This window comes from Pristimantibacillus sp. PTI5 (assembly GCF_048572955.1).
In the GTDB taxonomy this organism is placed as follows: domain Bacteria; phylum Bacillota; class Bacilli; order Paenibacillales; family Paenibacillaceae; genus Pristimantibacillus.
Window position 1 is genome coordinate 730,807 of record NZ_CP183886.1, and the last position, 16,890, is coordinate 747,696.

The 16,890-nt window shown below is 50.8% G+C and carries 14 protein-coding genes; all 14 read right to left on the reverse strand.

Annotation, left to right across the window (positions count from 1 at the left end):
• Positions 1 to 74: 74 nt before the first annotated feature.
• The 14 genes from ACN6MW_RS03575 to ACN6MW_RS03640 all read right to left on the reverse strand — a co-directional run bounded on the left by ACN6MW_RS03575 (position 75) and on the right by ACN6MW_RS03640 (position 16,883).
• Positions 75 to 641, reverse strand: a complete 567-nt coding sequence (locus ACN6MW_RS03575) for a lytic transglycosylase domain-containing protein (RefSeq protein ID WP_419876262.1) — start codon at positions 639 to 641, stop codon at positions 75 to 77.
• Positions 638 to 1,234 carry a dephospho-CoA kinase gene (gene coaE / locus ACN6MW_RS03580; protein ID WP_419874259.1) on the reverse strand — a complete coding sequence of 199 codons (597 nt, stop codon included), beginning with the start codon at positions 1,232 to 1,234 and terminating at the stop codon, positions 638 to 640. The genes ACN6MW_RS03575 and coaE overlap by 4 nt, the downstream gene beginning before the upstream one ends.
• 15 nt (positions 1,235 to 1,249) lie before the next feature.
• Entirely contained in the window at positions 1,250 to 1,966 is a 717-nt protein-coding gene (ytaF, locus tag ACN6MW_RS03585; RefSeq protein WP_419876263.1) for a sporulation membrane protein YtaF, read from the reverse strand.
• Between the two features lie 129 nt (positions 1,967 to 2,095).
• Complete coding sequence (mutM, locus tag ACN6MW_RS03590) at positions 2,096 to 2,950, reverse strand: DNA-formamidopyrimidine glycosylase (RefSeq protein ID WP_419874260.1); 855 nt, start codon at positions 2,948 to 2,950, stop codon at positions 2,096 to 2,098.
• A gap of 48 nt (positions 2,951 to 2,998) precedes the next feature.
• Complete coding sequence (polA, locus tag ACN6MW_RS03595; RefSeq protein WP_419874261.1) at positions 2,999 to 5,677, reverse strand: DNA polymerase I; 2,679 nt, start codon at positions 5,675 to 5,677, stop codon at positions 2,999 to 3,001.
• Positions 5,678 to 5,779: 102 nt separating this feature from the next.
• Positions 5,780 to 7,000 carry an EAL domain-containing protein gene (locus ACN6MW_RS03600; protein WP_419874262.1) on the reverse strand — a complete coding sequence of 407 codons (1,221 nt, stop codon included), beginning with the start codon at positions 6,998 to 7,000 and terminating at the stop codon, positions 5,780 to 5,782.
• Positions 7,001 to 8,533, reverse strand: a complete 1,533-nt coding sequence (locus ACN6MW_RS03605; RefSeq protein WP_419874263.1) for a GGDEF domain-containing protein — start codon at positions 8,531 to 8,533, stop codon at positions 7,001 to 7,003. It lies immediately after the preceding gene.
• Positions 8,534 to 8,719: 186 nt separating this feature from the next.
• On the reverse strand, positions 8,720 to 9,379 hold the full coding sequence (phoU, locus tag ACN6MW_RS03610; protein ID WP_364153058.1) for a phosphate signaling complex protein PhoU: 660 nt from the start codon (positions 9,377 to 9,379) through the stop codon (positions 8,720 to 8,722).
• Between the two features lie 50 nt (positions 9,380 to 9,429).
• The gene (gene pstB / locus ACN6MW_RS03615; protein ID WP_364153055.1) at positions 9,430 to 10,185 is read right to left on the reverse strand and encodes a phosphate ABC transporter ATP-binding protein PstB; all 756 of its coding nucleotides are present in this window, start codon (positions 10,183 to 10,185) and stop codon (positions 9,430 to 9,432) included.
• Between the two features lie 43 nt (positions 10,186 to 10,228).
• Positions 10,229 to 11,104, reverse strand: coding sequence for a phosphate ABC transporter permease PstA (gene pstA, locus ACN6MW_RS03620; protein WP_419874264.1), 876 nt, complete (start codon positions 11,102 to 11,104; stop codon positions 10,229 to 10,231).
• A gap of 1 nt (position 11,105) precedes the next feature.
• A complete protein-coding gene (gene pstC / locus ACN6MW_RS03625) occupies positions 11,106 to 11,969 on the reverse strand; it encodes a phosphate ABC transporter permease subunit PstC (RefSeq protein WP_419876264.1) in 864 nt (287 codons plus the stop codon).
• A 191-nt stretch (positions 11,970 to 12,160) separates the two neighbouring features.
• A complete protein-coding gene (locus ACN6MW_RS03630; RefSeq protein ID WP_419874265.1) occupies positions 12,161 to 13,162 on the reverse strand; it encodes a PstS family phosphate ABC transporter substrate-binding protein in 1,002 nt (333 codons plus the stop codon).
• Positions 13,163 to 13,261: 99 nt separating this feature from the next.
• Positions 13,262 to 14,527: a methyl-accepting chemotaxis protein gene (locus tag ACN6MW_RS03635; protein ID WP_419874266.1), complete on the reverse strand. Its 1,266-nt coding sequence runs from the start codon at positions 14,525 to 14,527 to the stop codon at positions 13,262 to 13,264.
• 286 nt (positions 14,528 to 14,813) lie between these two features.
• Positions 14,814 to 16,883 carry a beta-galactosidase gene (locus tag ACN6MW_RS03640; protein ID WP_419874267.1) on the reverse strand — a complete coding sequence of 690 codons (2,070 nt, stop codon included), beginning with the start codon at positions 16,881 to 16,883 and terminating at the stop codon, positions 14,814 to 14,816.
• Positions 16,884 to 16,890: the final 7 nt, after the last annotated feature.

Here is a 16,890-nt window from a genome sequence, read left to right on the forward strand (position 1 = left end):
TTGGCTGGGCCTGTCCACGAAGAGACGGGCCTCCAAGGCTTCATTGTATTTTCGAATCCGCAAATGCTCGTCCATCAGAAGGTCGGATATAAATCCTTATACTTATTATAATAGTAAATGACCCGCTGTACATAGTGTCTCGTCTCTCCAAAAGGTATTTCCTTCACCGATTCGATCGTTCCATCCCATACGCCGGTATCCAGCCATTTCCGAACATTGCCCGGACCTGCATTGTACGCAGCAACGGCTGCGATTTTATTTTCATCGAATTGTTGATTCAAAGATTGTAAATACCATGAACCGACCTCGATACTGACATCTGCGCGATGACGAAGCATATCCTCCGTTACATCTTCAAATCCCGCCTTCTGAACGACCCACTTCGCCGTATCCGGCATAATTTGCATTAAGCCCAAAGCGCCTTTCTTTGAATCCTGGCCTGTCCGATAGTTGGTTTCACTGCGTATGATCGCAGCAACCAAATGGGGTTCGACTCCGTAATTTGACGCGCTTGCCCGAATATCATCTTTAAATTTTACGGGGTACATCCATGTGGCAAGCCAGTCGGATTTAAGAAACAAAATAGTCATTAATCCAAGCAGCAGCAACAGCAATACTCTTTTCTTCAGCAGCACTCTCATGGCAGGCACTGGCTTTTCCAAAATTCGTCCAGCTGACGCTTCGTTTCCTCGAGTGAACCGCTGTTATCAATAACCCAATCGGCATTTCTTCGCTTTTGCTCGATATCCATCTGCAGCGAGACCCGGCGAACGGCTTCTTCTTCTGAAACATGGTTTCTTTCCATTAAACGAACCTTCTGCAATTCCGCAGGCACGTATACGACCATTATGCCATCGTAGAGATGCTCCTGCTTGGTTTCATACAAAAGCGGGATGTCCGCTACAATTAAACGTTCGGGATACTGCTCGGCATAGGTATGTATTTTTTCCTGCATGCGCGAGCGAATTGCCGGGTGCGTAATCGCTTCTAGCTTGGCAAGCGAGTCTTTGTCCCGAAATACAATTTCACCGAGTGCCTTCCGGTTAAGCGAACCGTCCGCCTCGAGTACGGCTTGTCCGAACGTAGAGGCTATTGCCTCCAGTGCCGGTTCACCGGGAAGCACAACCTCTCTTGCGACTTGATCGGCATCGACCAGCAGCGCACCGCGTTCCACGAGCAAGCTCGCGATAGTGCTTTTACCGCTGGCAATACCGCCGGTTAATCCGATTTTCATCCATTTCACCTCAAATTATAACAACTTCATGATTCCCATCATGATTAATAATATGCCTGGCAGTAAAGATAATGTCTGCATGCCCCTCCAAGCAGAGAAGCGAAAACCGAAACGGATGCCTCCGACTAAGAAAATCGCACTCGCAGCGGCTATCGTTAATGCCGTCAGCAGCGCTGGCAAACCGATCAACGCTGCGCCGAGTCCCGCTCCGAAAGCATCGAGTGATAGAGCTACGCCGAGCATGACCGCTTCCGAAGCTGAGATGGTGCCCGATTTGTCGACATCCGCTGCTTGCGGCGTTCGCAAAATTTGAATGACCAGCCCAAGACGCTTCAACTCCACCATAACGACAAGCGCCGCGCTTGCGATCTCTCCGGCATGCGATCTCGCAATGTTTTCAGTAGCACCTGCGCTCTCACCGGCAGACGCGTCAGCCGTCCCGTTTGTTTCATCGTTACGCTTTCCCCGCCTAAGCTGCAGCAGCGCCCAGCCTCCGATTAATATCAGCACGCATGCGCCAATGAGTCGCGCTACGAATTCGGATAGAAAACCGGTCAGCCAGCCTCCTACCTGCATGGATAAATAAATAATCAGACCGGAGCAGCAAGCAATGATAAGAACCGACAGCAACGGGATGCGGATTCTCCGCAAGCCATAGGTAACACCAACACCAAATCCGTCTAAACTAACCGCAAAAGCAAGAACTAACAGCGAAGCAACATGCGCGAACAATCGTAAAGTCCCTCCCCGCACGGCGGTTATCCGGCTCACGTTAACGCTGTGAGTAGTCATCCGCCTATTGTTCGTAACACACCTATCATATGCGGGGAGTATTTGTCTGTGCATGTCGATAAAGAAATGCTATTGCGCCGCGCCTTTCCCAGATGCGGATAATGGCTGGCATTTACTGCAAATATGCGTGCCCCTGCCCCCTACGACAAATTTATGAATCGGTTTGGCGCAGGTCGGGCAAGGCTCGTCCTTCTTGCCGTATACGAGCAGCTGATGCTGGAACATTCCCATCTCGCCTTGCCCGTTTACATAAGATTTAATCGATGAGCCGCCCGCCTCGACGGCATGCGCAAGCGTCGAACGAATGGCTTCGTACAGCCGCTTCCACTCCGCCGGCTTGAGCGTATTCGGCGTGCGTTCAGGATGAATGCGGGCTTGAAACAAGGCTTCATCCACATAAATATTGCCCAAACCGACAATATGCTCCTGATTGAGCAGCAGCGGCTTTATTTTTGTCGTACGCTTCTCCAGCTTGCCGCGCAGCGCTTCCAGCGTAAAGGACGGCTCAAGCGGCTCTATGCCCAGCTTGTTAAGCGGGGGAAGCTCCAGCTCCTGTCCGGCTTGGAACAAATGCATCGTGCCGAATTGGCGCACATCCTTATAGCGAAGATCCGTTCCGTCCTCGAAATGGAAAATCACATGCGTATGCAGCTCGATCGGTTCCTCTGACGCAAACACGCCGTAACGGCCTTCCATCCGCAAATGGGATACAAGGACCAGTCCGTCCAATAGGATTCTCAAAAATTTGCCGCGCCGCTCTACGGTTTGAATCGTGAGTCCAACTAAGGCGTCGGCAAATTGCTCCGGCTCTGCGGGACGCTGTATAATACGCGGGAGTCTGACGGATACGGATTGAATCCTTTTTCCCGCTACAAGTTCAATTAATGTTCGTCTTACGGTTTCTACCTCTGGCAATTCAGGCATTTCTCCTCACCTCAACAACCATTATACCCGAAACTGCGCGCCAATGGGCTACTTTGCTTCATACCAATTGTCACCGTAGCTCATATCTGCCTTAAGCGGAACATCGAGCTGGAGCGCTCCTGCCATAACCTCCGGCACAAGCGTCTTCATCAGCTCAAGCTCATCCTCCGGCACCTCGAATACGAGCTCATCGTGTACCTGAAGGAGCATGCGGCTCTTCAGCTTGCGCTCGCGCAGCGTCGCATCCATGTGCACCATCGCCAATTTAATAATGTCGGCAGCCGTGCCCTGGATCGGCGTATTCATTGCTGTCCTCTCCGCGAAGGAACGCAGATTGAAGTTCGAAGCGTTGATGTCATTCAAATAGCGTCTCCGCTCCAGGAGCGTCGCCACATAGCCGTCACGCTTGGCTTGCAGGACGATGTCGCTCATATATTGACGGACGCCTTTAAATACTTCCTTATAATCCTCGATGAATTTCCCAGCCTCTTTACGCGTAATGCCAAGGTTCTGTGAAAGTCCGAAATCGCTGATTCCATATACGATCCCGAAGTTGACCGCCTTAGCCGAGCGGCGCATATTGGAATCGACTTGATCAGCCGGTACCCCGAATACGTCCATCGCGGTTTTTGTATGAATGTCCATGTCCTTGATAAAAGCTTCCTTCATATTCGTATCGTCTGCGATATGCGCAAGCACCCGAAGCTCAATCTGCGAATAGTCGGCTGCGACAATGGACCAGCCGGGCTCAGACGGAACGAATGCCTTGCGGATTTGGCGGCCTTCTTCCAAGCGGATCGGAATATTCTGCAGGTTCGGGAATTGACTGCTTAGACGTCCCGTAGCTGCAATCGTCTGGCGGTAATAGGTATGGATCTTGCCTGTTTCCTTGCGTACCTCCTTCAACAGCCCTTCTACGTAAGTGGACTGCAGCTTGGAGAGCTGGCGGTAATGCAGGATTAGCGGGATAATGTCATGATAGGGAGCGAGCTCCTCGAGCACCTCTGCATCCGTTGAATAGCCTGTTTTCGTCTTTTTCTTGGCGGGCAACCCAAGCTTCTCGAACAAAACCTCGCCAAGCTGCTTTGGAGAACCAATATTGAATTCCATGCCGGCGAGCTTGTACACATTGCTAATAATGGTCGTAAGCTGTCCCTCCAGATTGCGGCCAAGCGCCTCTAGCTCCTCGGATTTCACTTTAATGCCCTGAAACTCCATACCGGCGAGGATACGTGACAATGGGTGCTCCATGTCAAAATAAAGCTTGCTCATCCCCGTATTGCTTAGCTCTTCGGTTAACAGCGGCACCAGCTTCCGAACCGCTTCCGCCTTCAGAGACAAATGCCGGTACAACGTATCCGAATCTGGCACTTTGAACTTCGCGCCCTTCCCGTATACAGCTTCATCCGGAGGCAGCATAGACAGCCCTTGCTTCTCGTTGATGCCGCTCAGCGTCTGGCTCGCTTCAGTTGGATCAAGCAGGTAGGCAGCGAGCTGAACGTCGAATGCTGAACCCTCGAAGTTAATTCCGCTCCACTTAAGCGCAAGCTCAACCTTATGCAGGTCAAAGCCGTATTTCGGCTTGTCCGCCTGCTCCAGCCAATCCCGGAGCTTCGCAGCGAAAGGCTGCTTAAGCACCTGGAACGGAAGGGCAAACACCGCTTCCTCCGTGGCAACCGCGAGGCCAATCAGCACCGCGTGATGCGGATTTTCGCCTATGGCTTCGATATACAGGCCGTTTTTGTCCGATTTCCCAAGCAGCTCGACCAGCTTAGCCAGTTTCTCCGCGTCATGATCGGACTCGATAACTTGGATATTCAAATCAGCTGCCGCCGCCTGCGCTTCCTCTTCCATATCCCCGGCTTCCGCGCCGAGCTGAAGCCGTTCGATCAATGATTTGAATTCAAGCTTGCGGAACGCTTCGGCTAGCTTCGAACCGTCATAGCCCGCATAGCGAATCTCTTCCATGCTCTTCTCGATGGGAACCTCACGGAAAATAGTCGCCAGCTTCTTGCTCATCGCGGCGTCTTCCTTGTGATTCTCGATATTTTCCTTGAGTTTGCCTTTGAGCTTGTCCAAATTATCCAGCACGTTTTCAACCGAACCATGCTCGTGCAGCAACTTAAGCGCCGTCTTCTCGCCGACGCCGGGCACGCCTGGGATATTATCGGACACATCGCCCATAAGTCCCTTTAGATCGATAATTTGCATCGGAACAAGGCCGTATTTCTCTTGAATCGCTTCTGGCGTGTACAGGTCCACCTCGCTGACGCCTTTGCGCGTTACCGCTATGGTTACCTTATCGGATGCCAGCTGCAGCATATCTTTGTCGCCGGTAACGACAAACGTCTCGACGCCCTGTTCGTCAGCCGCTTTCGTAAGCGTTCCGATAATATCATCCGCTTCATAACCTGACAGCTCGAATTGGGAAATATTGAAGGCATTCAGCAGCTCCTTAAGCACCGGAAATTGCTCGGACAGCTCTGGCGGCGTCTTTTGCCTTCCGCCTTTGTAATCCGCATAACCTTCATGTCGGAACGTAATTTTGCCGGCATCAAACGCGACCAGCACATGTGTCGGCTTTTCTTGCTCAAGCAGCTTAAGAAGCATCGTCGTAAAACCGAATACCGCGTTCGTATGGCTGCCGGACGAATTCGTCAGCGGCGGGATCGCGAAGAACGCGCGGTAAATTATACTATTTCCATCAATGAGCATCCATTTTTCCATAGGGAATCAACACCTTCTTTATGTAGCATTCATACCTCCCAGTATACCACAAAATGGGCTTGTCCCAAGCATCGCTGCCATAGGAAAGCCCATTACGATCATTTATTGCCTATGCGAATCAAAAGCTTTAGGTCTGCCCAGCAAATACCCTTGCGCATACTCTACACCCATTTCCCGCACCTTCGCGAGCTCCTCTTCGAGTTCAATGCCTTCGGCGATAATCGAAATATCCATTTTGGCCGCAAGCTGGATCAATGTATACAAAATATGTTCCTTCATCTCATCAAGATGAATGTTCTGAATGATGGAACGGTCCACCTTCAAATAGTCGGGACGCAGCTCCACGACGGACTGCAGGGAGGAGTAGCCTGCCCCAACGTCATCGATTGCGATCTGGTAGCCTTGGCTGCGATAATGCTCAAGCGCTTTTTTTACCGTGCCGAAATCCGCAATGGCGCTCCGTTCGGTAATCTCGAAGACGACATGATGCGGTGACAAGTGATGCTGCTCCAGCAGGGTCAGCGTTTGTCCCGGCGAGAAGCTTGGGTCTTCCATAATTTGCGCCATTACGTTTATGAACAGCTTCTGGTTTGGCTTGAGCGTGATGCAGCCGTCGATTGCCTTCTCCCGTGCCAAGCGGTCCAGCGAGTAGGTCAGTCCTTGCTGTTCAGCAAAAAGAAACAGCTCCAGCGGGCCCCCGAACCAAGTCGTATCCTCCGTTCGTGTCAACGCCTCGTAGCCAAACACCTCCCCTTCGCGCTGCAGCGAGACGATAGGCTGGTATACGGGCTTGATCAGCCGCTCGCCGATCACGCGGTCGATTTCCCGCCGCTTCAAGCTGCGCTCCATGGCCCCTGCCGATTGACCGTGCAAAATCGCCGTTTTCATCACCTCATACCAAACCAAACCGTCTGCAGCATGCGAATCCTTCGAAGAAACGGCTACCCCCGCATGAAGCTTTCTCTCTAAGTAAAGCTGCTCCTCGATGCTCAGTCCTTCAACAAAACGCCGCTCCCACTCCGTGGTATGTTTATGAGCAAGCTCAAGCAGCCAGCCCTCAAGCAGCCGTTGGCTTCCTGCCGGCATTCGCAAATGAATGAATAAATCCTCCTTCATCCATTGCAACCCCTCATAAAGCAAGGAACTGCCGAATGCTGCATCTATCTCGCGCTCCGCAAAATAGCGCCATTGCTCCTGCAAGGAGTAATCACGGTTTCTCTGACTGCCAGTCGGAAGCTGCCAGGACAAATATATAATACCAAGATGGTCTGCGCTCTCGTTTTTCCCGCTTTTTAGCCGCCATATCTCCCTAAGTTGTCTCAATTACTTTCGTTCCTCTCCATGGTGCATTCCTGATATTTGATCGATGACACAAACGCTGCCTTTCAGGGCCTTCGCCTGCTTTTTCAGCTTAGCGGCCAATCTAGGGATCTCCTCTGTCGTTAGCGGCACTTCCCCATCCCACAGCATCAGCGATAAGGAGAGCGTTACGCCCTCTCGTTCAATAAGGTTACCGTGTCGATCCTCGACAGTACTGATCTCGGCACCGCCGTAAAACGCTTTAATGCCGTGATCGAAACGCGCGATCAATGCTTTGCATAAGCTCTCCGCAATGGACGCCTTCGTCACCGCGATAAAATCATCCCCGCCGATATGCCCGATAAAATCGGCGCTGCCGCCAAGTTGATCAAGCTCTCCGCGCAGCAATTCGCCCAGGTAGCGTATCAGATTATCACCCATGCCGAAGCCAAAACAATCGTTATACCATTTAAAATAATCAAGATCCGCATAGATGACCGCAAACGGTTCCGCTTGAGCGATTCGGCGCCGCAGCTCAAGCTGGATTTCCTCGTTCCCCGGCAGCCCCGTAAGCGGATTAGCCGTGCGCGCTGCCTCTGTCCGGAGCGTCGTCATGCATTCCAGAATGGATCTAATCGAAGCCGCTCCCGCCATCTTCCCATCCTTCGTAATGAGAACCACATCGTAAAGCTGCGAAAAATCCCGCGCCATTGCCAGCTGCGATACATGCTCGACGGTCAGCTGTTCATCCACGATGAGCGGCTGGTCGTTCATGATTCGCACGACCGGCTTATTCCAATAAAGCGGCTGCCCGAATTGCCCGGCAAGCATCTGATGCAGCTTCTCCTTCATTAGAATTCCGATCGGTCTTCCTTGGTCGACAATCACAACACCCTGCGCCTTTGCATTCGTATCAAATAAGTAGGCGACCTCCGATACTTTCGCCCGGGCAGGAAATATCGGAAACGGAACAGCGAGCGTGCCAATTCTAACGGATCTGCCGTAAAGTCCTGCTACATCGTGAAGGTGCGATGTTTGGCTTGCTGCCGCAAGCTGACCGAAGCTCGCCTTATCCAATCGGCTATTCGTGCCGGATTCCTTATGCTCCCTGTCAAGCGGATGATGATAGGCGCTCTGCTCCATCGCATCCAGCATCATCCGGTATACGACCGATTCCGAGGAACGTCCGGTCGCGGGCGGATAAGCAGTAGATACCCCCATGCTGAGTTCCGTCTCGCATTCTTCTGCGTTCTCCTTCCCTCCAGCTGCCCAGCTTTTCCGTAAACTGACGTACAACCGCTCCAAGGCTTTTTCAATGACCTTGTCGATCGGCTCATCCTTATGCTGCCGGTCAAACAAAAAAAAGTAGTCCCATTCTAGCCGCTGACGCCAAAAGAGTCTTTGTTCTCTGCTCTCCCAAAGCTGCAAAGCAGCTTCTGACAAGGCATTTCCCAGCCGGAAACGGACATAAATCACACCGATGCCGCCCTCATGCCAGCGCTCTTTGATGCTGCGGAGCATATCTCGATTGAAAAAACCAACCCCGACTCCATTCATGATTTTCCCCTCGATCGATTTGCTTCTATTTCTGTTCCTTTGTTTCTAACTTTAGCAGTCAATTGTGAATGGAGATGCATCAAATGATTAAATTTCGGTAAAATTCGACATTTATTAGTTCTTTTGTCCTTTGCACAAAAAAAACCGCCCAAGCGCTTTGGCTTCGACGGTTTTAGCGTAGTCCTATTATACGTTCAAATCCGGTCTGCTGCCGGTAACGAGATAAACGACGCTTTCGCCAATGTTTGTTGCATGGTCGCCGAACCGCTCCAAATAACGTCCGACAAAGCTTAGCAATGACGATTGCGTGATGTTGCGGGGATTTTCCATCATAAGCGAATAGAGCTCACGTGTAATTTGTCCGTAAAGGGCGTCGACTTGATCGTCGTCCTTCGCCATTTTGTACGCCAAATCCACGTTTTCTTGAATAAAGGATTGAATGGATTCATATGTCATCAATTGAACGATTTCTGCCATGCGCGGCAGATCGATCAACGGTTTAATGAGCGTCTGTCCTTCTAGGCGAAGTACAACCTTAGCGATGTCTACAGCAAGATCGCCCATCCGCTCCAAATCGCTGGCGATCTTGAATGCGGACAATATCCGGCGTAAATCCTTGGCTACCGGCTGCTGCGTGGCAATAAGCTTCGAGCCGATTTCCGTAATTTTCTCTTCCATCTGGTTTAACTTAGGATCCTTCTCGATGACCGTTTTGGCACGGGCTACATCAATGGTCTTTAAGGCCTCCATCGATTCTACCAGCGCCTGTTCCACAAATGTACCCATTTCGATCAATAGGTTATGAAGATGCTCAAGTCCCAAATCAAATTCTTTACGCGTGGCCATCACAACGGCATTCCTCCTACTATTATGTTATTTCTATGGCTGACCCCGGCTTAGCCGAAGCGGCCGCTAATGTAATCTTCCGTGCGTTGATCCGTTGGATTCGAGAACAGCTTCTCTGTTTCCGAGTATTCAACGACTTCCCCGTTTAAGAAAAACACGGTTTGGTTCGATACGCGGGCAGCCTGATGCATGTTGTGAGTAACCATCACGATCGTATATTTATCCTTCAGCTCTTGGGCAAGCTCTTCAATTTTGAGCGTAGAAATCGGATCAAGGGCAGAGGTCGCTTCATCCATGAGCAAAATATTCGGATTCACGGCAAGCGCGCGGGCAATGCACAAACGCTGCTGCTGTCCGCCGGATAGACCGAAGGCCGAACGTTTCAAATGATCCTTTACTTCATCCCAGAGCACAGCGGATTTCAAGCTCGTTTCTACGATCTCGTCAAGCTCCCGTTTGCTTGTAATCCCATGCAAGCGGGGACCGTATGCGACATTATCATAAATCGATTTCGGGAACGGGTTTGGCTGCTGGAACACCATGCCTACCTTTTTGCGAAGGGTCTCTACGTCCACTTCATTGGAATAAATCTCGGTTCCGCCGATGGCGATGCCGCCCTCGATGCGAGTGCCCGGAATCATGTCATTCATGCGGTTCAGCGTACGAAGCAGCGTTGATTTGCCGCAGCCGGAAGGCCCGATGAAAGCCGTGATCGCTTTCTCCGGAATCGTCAGCGTTACGTCCTTCAAAGCGTGGAAAGCGCCGTAAAACAAATTCAGCTTGTTAATATTAATAAGTGCTTCCATATCGTTTTCCTCCTAAAATGGTATGCTGATGCCAGCAACGTGATTAAACGTTCTTCTGATATTTGTTGCGAAGCAAGATGGCTGAGAAATTCATCAGCAGCAGCAGCGCTAGCAAAACGATAATACCGCTGGCCGCAAGCTCCTTGAACTCAAGTTGGGGCTTAGACAACCAGTTGTACACTTGAATCGGAATAACCGTAAACGAATCCTTGATACCATTCGGCAAAAATGCGACATACGTCAATGCCCCGATCATGACAAGCGGAGCCGTCTCACCAATTGCCCGCGACATGGCAAGAATAACGCCAGTCAGAACGCCTGGCAGCGCGGAAGGCATGACCGAACGGGAAACGGTTTGCCATTTCGTTGCGCCAAGCGCAAACGAAGCATCGCGGCGTGATTTCGGAACGGCGCGAATCGCTTCCTGCGCCGAAACGATAATAATAGGAAGCACGAGCAGCGTCATCGTAAGCGCGCCTGCAATGAGACTGCGGTCAAGCGCAAGCAGCCGGACGAACAGGGTCAAACCCAAAATACCGTACACGATGGACGGAACGCCCGCAAGCGTACTGATATTAAGCTGAATCAACCGGGTGATCCGGCCCTTCTTCGCATATTCTTCGAGATAAATGGCCGCTCCGACACCGAAAATAAAAGAGATCGGCGCCATGATTAGCAGCATATAGATCGTGCCGACCAGCGCGGATTTCATGCCTGAGCCATCGGCTTTACGAGATGGAAAGTTTGTGAATAAATCAGGCTGAAGCCTTGAAATGCCGTCGATTAAAATGTCTATGATTAGCGCGCATAACGCGAGCACGCCGATGGAGGTGGCTACGACGAACAGCATATGGAGCAACCAGTCCGTTTTCCGCCGACCCGCGATTTGCTTGCGGTTCGCATCTTGGAATATGTTCATCTTAGTACTCCTCTCTGAATTTTCTTGCGATATATTGGGCAAGAATATTGAGCAGGAACGTTATGACGAACAGCGTCATGCCGACCGCAAAGATCGATCCGTACTCAACCGTTCCGTGCGGCGTATCTCCAAGACTGACCTGAACGATATAAGCGGTCATCGTCTGGATACTATCGAGCGGATTAGCGGTCATATTAGGCGTGGAGCCTGCTGCTACCGTAACGATCATCGTCTCGCCGATCGCACGCGAGAAAGCGAGAACCGCTGAAGCCACGATACCTGAAAAAGCGGCAGGCACGACGATTTTCAAGGCGACTTCGAATCTTGTAGCTCCCAGGGCATATGCACCGTCACGCAGGCTGCGCGGAACCGCTGACATCGCATCCTCGCTTAACGAGCTAACCATAGGAATGATCATAATACCGACTACGATACCTGCGCTTAGCGCGTTGAAAATACCAGCGCTGTTGAATATGCTTTGGATAAGGGGCGTTACTAAGCTTAGCGCGAAGTAGCCGTACACGATTGTCGGCACTCCTGCAAGCACCTCTAGAATTGGCTTTATGATTTTGCGAACCCGTTTCGGCGCGTATTCCGACAAGTAAATGGCGCTCGCAAGCCCAAGCGGAATAGCAACTAAACAGGCGATAATCGTAATCATAAGCGTGCCGGACAAGAGCGGAAGAACGCCGAAGCTTTTTGGCGCGATTAACGGTGACCACTTGGTCCCAAACAAGAAATCAAAAATAGGTACTTTCTGAAAAAACTGATAGGTTTCTGAGATGAGTGTGACGACGATTCCTATCGTTGTAAGTACGGAAACGGATGCGCACAGAAACAATAGGATCGGCATCACTGTATTCATGATGCTTACGCGTTTATTTTTGAAATCATAGATTTCTTTGCTAAATGTTTGAGCCTTATCGACCGTTTGCAGCCCTTGCTTTGACATTGCGGCGTCCTCCTTCTTGCCTTTACAATTCGTTTACATATGTGCCGAGAAAAATGTGATGTCCCTCGAGACACCACATTTTTTTCACTCAGCCTATTTACTGATTATTGGATTTTTGCTGCTTCAGTAGCGTACTGCTCATCTGGAAGGGCAACATAACCAACTTCGCCAGCAAATGTTCCAATGTTGTTGATGTAGTATTTCACAAATTCTTTTACTTCTGGACGCTCAAGCTCTTTATTGTTTGCATAGATGTAAAGCGGACGGGACAATGGTGCGTAGCTTCCGTCTTTGATCGTGTCATAAGATGGCGTGATAGCGCCGCTGCCGCCGTCAATCGGAACAACTTTCAATTTGTCTTGGTTCTCTTCATAGTAAGCAAAGCCGAAGTAGCCGATACCGTATTTGCTGCCGGATACGCCTTGAACAAGCGCATTGTCATCTTCGGAGAAGCTGATTGCTTTATCATTGCGAATGCCTGCTTTATCAAGAATGGCTTCATTGAAATAGTCATAAGTGCCGGAATCAGCGCCTGGCGAGAACATTACGATTGGTTCAGCAGGGAAGGAATCGCGAACATCTTTCCAAGTTGCAACCGTGCTGCCAGTTAGGAAAATTTTGTTCAACTCTTCAACCGTCAAGTGATCGATAAAATCATTGTCTTTGCTAACGACAACCGACAAACCGTCAAAGGCTACCGAAAGCTCAGTGTACTCGATACCTGCATCCTTACAAGCCGTTGCTTCTTCTTCTTTGATTGGACGGGAAGCATCCGCGATTGCGATCTCGCCTGCGCAAAATTGCTTGAAGCCGCCGCCTGTGCCGGATACGCCGACTGGAACGCGTACATCCGGATGCTCTTTGTTGAATTCTTCAGCTGCTGCTTCTGTTAATGGGAAAACCGTGCTTGAACCGTCGATTTTAATTTCGCCTGACAATTTGGCTGCCTCTTCCGTCGGTGCGTTTGTTGCTGTATTATTCGAAGCTCCTGTATTTTCTGATCCGTTATTTGCGCCGTTTGTATTATTTCCGCATGCAGCTGCAAATGCCAGCAGCACCACCATCGACAACATCAAGATCCCCTTAAAGCCCTTTTTCTTCAACAACTCTACCACTCCTCTTATTTTTCTCTTAGGGTCAGCCCCTGTGCCTCTTATACTACTAGCCGTTTGTAAACCTCGTATTCTGTTTTTGTAAACTCCATGTTAAAAATACGATTGCTGCAATTTTTCCATTTCGCCGGCTACATGAACGGATTGCTGATGCGCTTGCTCCGTTAAGGAACCGATCAGCTGGGCGCTGTTTCGATTATCCGCAGCTGCCCGGAACAAACGGTTAAATGCTTCTACTGCCTCATTGACATGGGCCTCGCTCGCAACCGTCTCCGTACGGCCGGTTTGCGCCAAGGTCGCCGTATGCGAAATAGCTTCTACGATGGTTCTTGTCAAAGTTGTGATTTCATTGGCGAATTTTTTTGTTTGGCCGGCGAGCTTCATTACTTCGCCAGCTACCACCGCAAAGCCGAGCCCATGCTCCCCTGCGCGCGCTGCTTCTATAGAAGCATTAAGCGCAAGCAAATTGCTTTGCTCCGCAAGCTCTTTGATTAACAAGGACACTTTGCTGATGGAGCCCGCTTCCGTCTGCAGCTCGTTCATGCGTTTTTCTTGCAGCTGCGAGTTTACCGCAATCGCCTCAAAAGCTTTCGTGACCTTATCCAGCTCGTTTTTGCCCGTAAGCGTCAAATCAACCATCTCCACCGACAAGGACTCGCCTTGCTCTGTAGACACGCGAACGCTGCTGACCGCTTGTTCAATCTCCTTCACGCGGAGCTCTGCCGAGCGAATGGTGTTCATTTGGGCAGCTACTGCTTCCTGCCGCAGCTTGCTGGACAGCTTAAGCATATCGGACACGGTCAAAACGCCTGCTAACCGGTTGTTCTCCGTGACGATGACGCAGTCGTAAAGGACGCTGTCATGACGGCTTAAGGCGCTGTCGATCAGCTGCTGGGGCTCATCCTCATGATCCACCAGCAATGGTTCTGCATCCATCAGCTTGGCAATCGGCTTATCATCGTACAAATCGGCGCTAAAACGATGTCCCAGCTTCAAGAAGAAACGATTTCGCATCATTAATCCGATAGGAGCCCCATGCTCGTCAGTCACAATGATACATTCGCTATCCGGATGCTTTTTGAATACCGCTATCGTCTCCCGGCATGTCCGCTCTGCCCCAATTGTCGGCGCTTGACGCAAAAAATGACTCAAGGCCGCAGACTTGGACACGGCTGGCTTTGATTCCTTCAAAGACTTTGCTTCGGGCTGCCGAACCTTGTGAGCACTGGCTTGTCCCGCAGAAGGCTTTTCTTCTTCAACTTGCCGTTGATCGTTTCCGTTAAGTGGTGCTTTCGGATCAATACTCTCATTTTTTTCGTTCACCGATGGTTTTAGTTGATCTAGTACAGTCGCTGTCACTCCTCATCACCCTTCCTTCTATTTCCTTATTCACCCACTATAGGTCGGAAGCATCAACAGGAATAAGCAGAAATGTTTTCGGAATGTTAAATTCGGCAATATTTTTTTGATATGCTGTAAAATGGATTTTCTGAACATGCTGAGGACATGTCTTTATGACTAGAAAGCAATATAAGCGCTTCGGAGCGAGTGTAAAAACCTATTCAGACGTATAGACGCAAAAAAAAGCTGTGCGCAACGTACAGGAACTTGTACGTTACACACAGCTTTTTAATTATCGTTACGCTTATTCCGAAGCCCTTTTCAAAATACGGCAGCTGTAAGCGCCTAAAGCAACGCTCTCGCCCGCCGCGGCCCCCGTTAACAAATCGGTATAGGTCCGTCCGTCCAGCGCAACGGCAGCTTCATTCGCGCTAAAATTAGACACGAATACATAATCGTTTTCACCATCCGTACGAAGCTGCGCGGTTACGCCTTGCGGAAGCTCCGTATCCAGCACGCGCTTGATGCCCTCTTGCTCGACAATTCGCGCCAGCAGATCGTTTGTGAATGCTGCCTCGTTGCGGGAAGCGATATAGTAGGCCTTGCCTGCTCCCAGACGGTTAACCGTCAACGCCGGACGTCCGGCGTAGAAGTCTTCGCCGTATACGGCAAGCGCCTCTGCACCCTCCAGATGGATCAGATCGCATAATTCGCGCGCCGTGTACTCGCCGCTTAGGCCAAGGGCATTGCCGTCCTTCAGCACGACGCGGTTGGAATCATGGTCATGAAGCGAGTCGATTTCTTCGGACCAAATGCCCAGTGTCTTCCGCAGCGGTCCCGGGAAACCCGTCAGGAAGCATAGGTCATTCTCGTCGACGATACCTGTCCAATAAGTGGCAACGAAGGTCCCGCCATTTTCCACAAAGCGCTCGATGCGCTCGCCAACGCCGGGACGAACCATATAAAGCATTGGCGCAACCAGTACTTTATAGGAATCGAACGAGCATTCAGAATCGATAATGTCCACGGGTACGCCCAGATCCCAGAAAGGACGGTAATGGCGCTTCGCCGTTTCTTCATAATGCAGGCCGCCGTTGCGAGGACCTTGCGAATCCTTCACCGCCCAGCGGTTCTCCCAATCGTAAATGAGCGCAACCTCCGGCTTCACCGTCGTACCGACAACCTCAGTCAGCTTCTCAAGCGTCTCGCCCAGTTCGGCAACATCACGGAATACACGGGTATTCTCATGACCAACATGATCGACTACCGCGCCGTGAAGCTTCTCGCTTGAGCCTCTGCTCTTGCGCCACTGGAAATATTGAACGGTGTCCGAACCATGCGCGACGGCTTGAAGCGAGGACAGCATATGCATGCCTGGGCGCTTCACTTTGCTGACCGGCTGCCAGTTCGTCATGCTCGGCGTGCTCTCCATCAACATAAACGGCTTACCGCCGCCCAAGGAACGGAATACATCATGGTTAAAGCCGATCCAAGCCGCCTGCTCGCTGTCGTCTCCGCCGTTGTCATGCCATGTCGGATAAGCATCCCATGAAATCATGTCGAGAAGATCCGTGAACTTCCAATAGTTAAGCGGCTCAAAATCAAGCATGAAATTTGTCGTAATCGGCAGCTCGCTGTTTGCAGCGCGCAGCGGTTCGATCTCGTTGCGGCAGAAATCAACCGTCTGATCCGTTACGAATCTTCTCCAGTCCACATTTTGACCATGAACGGCTTTCTCGCCGCGCTCCGTCGGAGACTCAACTTGGCTCCAATCCGTATACGTATGGCTCCAGAATGTCGTCCACCAAGCATCGTTAAGCGCTTCGAGGGAACCGTATTTATTTTGCAGCCAGCCGCGGAAAGCTTCCTCGCAATACGAGCAGTGGCATTCGCCGCCGTATTCATTCGAAATATGCCAGCCAATGACGGCAGGATGACCGGAATAACGCTCAGCCAGCTTCGTGTTCATAATGGTTACTTTCTCGCGGTAAACAGGCGAGCTGAAGCAGTGGTTATGGCGTGCGCCATGCAAATTGCGGATGCCGTTCGGCGCTACGCGAAGCACCTCAGGATATTTTTGAGACATCCATACCGGACGCGCCCCGCTTGGGGTTGCCAGCAGCGCATAGATGCCGTTTGCAGCAAACTTATCAAGCAGCGTATCCAGCCAATCAAACGTAAATACGCCTTCCTCCGGCTCTATGGCCATCCAAGCAAAAATACCTACCGACATCACGTTGCAGTGCGCAAGCTTCATGAGCCGGATGTCTTCCTCCAGCACCTCGGGGTATTTCTGCCATTGATCGGGATTATAATCTGCACCATGCAGCATTTGCGGGATTTTCGAACTAATCGGCGGAAATTTCAAACTCATCTCAGAG